This window comes from Geomonas sp. (assembly GCF_035254065.1).
Lineage (GTDB): Bacteria > Desulfobacterota > Desulfuromonadia > Geobacterales > Geobacteraceae > Geomonas.
Window position 1 is genome coordinate 1 of the sequence record NZ_DATFBA010000104.1, and the last position, 2547, is coordinate 2547.

2 protein-coding genes and 1 pseudogene are annotated in these 2547 nt (G+C 64.9%); all 3 read left to right on the forward strand.

The window, feature by feature from the left end; genetic code table 11:
• Positions 1-994, forward strand: a 994-nt coding sequence (locus tag VJ604_RS05430; protein ID WP_324080378.1) for a hypothetical protein, incomplete at its 5' end; no start/stop codon positions are given.
• A 7-nt stretch (positions 995-1001) separates the two neighbouring features.
• Positions 1002-2174: a vWA domain-containing protein gene (locus VJ604_RS05435; protein ID WP_324080381.1), complete on the forward strand. Its 1173-nt coding sequence runs from the start codon at positions 1002-1004 to the stop codon at positions 2172-2174.
• 129 nt (positions 2175-2303) lie between these two features.
• Positions 2304-2547: pseudogene (locus VJ604_RS05440) on the forward strand (hypothetical protein); the annotation flags it as partial.

Genomic DNA, 2547 nt, shown 5'->3' on the forward strand with positions numbered 1-2547 from the left:
GGTGGGACACAGGGGAGTCGGCAAGAGCGCGGGCATCATCCAGGCCTGCCGGGAGATGGAACGGCGCTACGTCCCGCTGAGGCTCGGGCAGATGGAGGTGGGCGACCTGGTGGGGATCCCCTACCGCAACGGGGAGGTCATGCAGTGGTCACGCCCATCCTGGCTCCCCGCCGACCAGGACCCGGCCACCATCATCCATTGCGACGAGCTGAACCGCGCCCAGCAGGAGGACACCCTGCAGGCCATCTTCCAGTTCGTGGAGCCCCCCGCCGAAGGGATGCAGCGTTCCCTGCACACCCACCGCCTCTCCCGCCGTCACAAGGTGGTGGTCAGCATCAACCCACCGGACGGCAGCTACCAGGTGGCCACGCTGGACCGCGCGCTGATCGACCGCATGGTCATGCTCTACGTGGAATCCGACTACCAGTGCTGGGCCCGCTACGCGGCCGAGCGCGAACTCTCCACCGACGTCCGCCAGTTCCTGGCCGGCAACTCCGGGATGCTGGCCCGCCAGGGGATGCCGATGGACCTGCAGGTGGAGCCGACCGAGCGCGGCTGGGAAATGGTCAGCGTGGTGAAGAAAAACTGCCGCCTCCCCAAAGAGCTGGAGATGGAAGTCTATGCGGGGATCGTGGGCAAGGAAGCCGCCATCATGTTCATGCGCTGGCTTGCCGATCACAAGGGACGGCCGGTGACCGCCGCCGAGGTGCTCAACGATTGGCCGCGGGTGGCCGATCGTGCGCACGGGCAGCGCGACGACCTGCAGGCCGCCACCATCAATGACCTGAGCGCGACCCTCAAGGCGTCTCCCATCCTCCAAGAAGAGCAGGAGGAGAACCTTGTAGCCTACATTTCCGTGCTGCCGCGCGACCTTTGCTTCGGTTTTGTGAAGAACCTGATCAAGATTCCGGAAGTCGCCCTGACGCTGGTGAAGGACAAGCATGACAGCGTCATCTTCGACGCCATCCAGGCCATCTCCCGCGAGGCATACTGACCCGGTCATGGCTGCAGATCACCTGGAAAACGCCGTGGTCCGGCTGTTGAGGGAGCGTCCCTTCTACGGGCACTTCCTCCTTAACCTCCGCCGCGAGGAGAGAAACCTCTCCGGAAAGCCGGCCGGTATCACCATCCGGAACGGCATCCCCACCCTCGCCGTCGACCCCGCCGGTTTCGGCGGACTCACGCTGACAGAGCAGCACGCGGTGCTGGAACACCTGGTCAAGCACCTCCTCCACCTGCACATGCTGCGAGGCAAAGGTTTCAACCGCCACGACTGGGGCGTCGCCTGCGACCTTGCCATCAACCCGTCCACGCCCGGCCTTCCCGATGACGCCGTTTACCCTGCCCAGTTCAAGATGGAGGATGGCCTGGCCGCCGAGGAGTACTACGCGGAACTGGTCGCCCCCTTCGACATCGGCAACCTGGAAGGATCGGGCTACGGCAACGCCGAGCAGGAGAACCGCGGCGCCGCCGGTATCGGACAAGGACACGAACTTACCGCCACCTTGGACGACCACGACGTATGGAGCGAGGCGGACAGCACACCGCTGAGCTTGGCGGAGGAGATGGTGCGTGCGGTGACCCGCGAGAGCCTGCGCGGCAGCGACGGCGAGATCCCGTCAGAGATCTGCGAGGTGGTGAACGGCCTTTTGGCCCCCTCCCCCCTCCCCTGGCGGCAGATCCTCAGGCAGTTCGTGGGGACCGCCGGCCGGGTAGGAAGGAACAGCACCTGGATGCGGGAACACCGGCGCTTCGGGCACGACACGCCGGGCTGCCGCAAGCGCCGCCGTCTCAACCTGCTGGTCGGCATCGACGTGAGCGATTCCACCAACATCGCCGAGATGCGGGAGGCCTTCGGCAGGGAACTGGTGCAGATCGCGCGCGGCCGGGACGCCTCGATCACCGTATTGTACGCCAACAGCAGGATTCAGAAGGTGGAGGCCTTCAGCGGGACCGCCTTCCGCGCGGTGCGCTATGACGGGGGCGGCTTCACCGACCTGCGCCCCGTCTTCGATTACGCGAGAGCTATGCACCCGGCTCCGGCGGCCATCATCTATCTGACCGACGGGGTGGGGCCCGCGCCCGAACAGATGGAATGGCCCACCCTCTGGGTGCTGACGTCAAAAGGTGAGAAACCGGTGCCTTGGGGTATCGAGTTGAGATTGGAGGTTTAAACGCACCCCCCCCTTCCCCCCCTTTATCAAGGCCCCCCCCTTACGTCCCCTCCCCTTCAAGGGGAGGGACAGGGTGAGGATGGGGTGACCGCTGCCTAGGGGTATGAAGTTAAGACTGGAGGTTTAAGGATGGACGAGGAAATTCAGTACAAGCCGATGACCGCGGAGTCGGTCGGCGAGCTTTTGAGGGAAGCCGGAGCACAGGTGATGGTCCGTGCCGGCCGCAGCGAAAACTACAGTGCCCCCAGGGAGTTCTCCTTCGAGGTGAAGGCGATCTTCGGGAACGGCATGGGATTGCACGTGGTGGCGCGGCAGTTCAACTACCGCGACCCCTGGGAGGCAGAAGGACGGGTGAACGACCTGGTAGACGTGA

Excerpts from the sequence above, each read along its gene's own strand:
- VJ604_RS05435 (WP_324080381.1), top strand. The coding sequence starts at position 1,002 with ATGGCTGCAGATCACCTGGAAAACGCCGTGGTCCGGCTGTTGAGGGAG.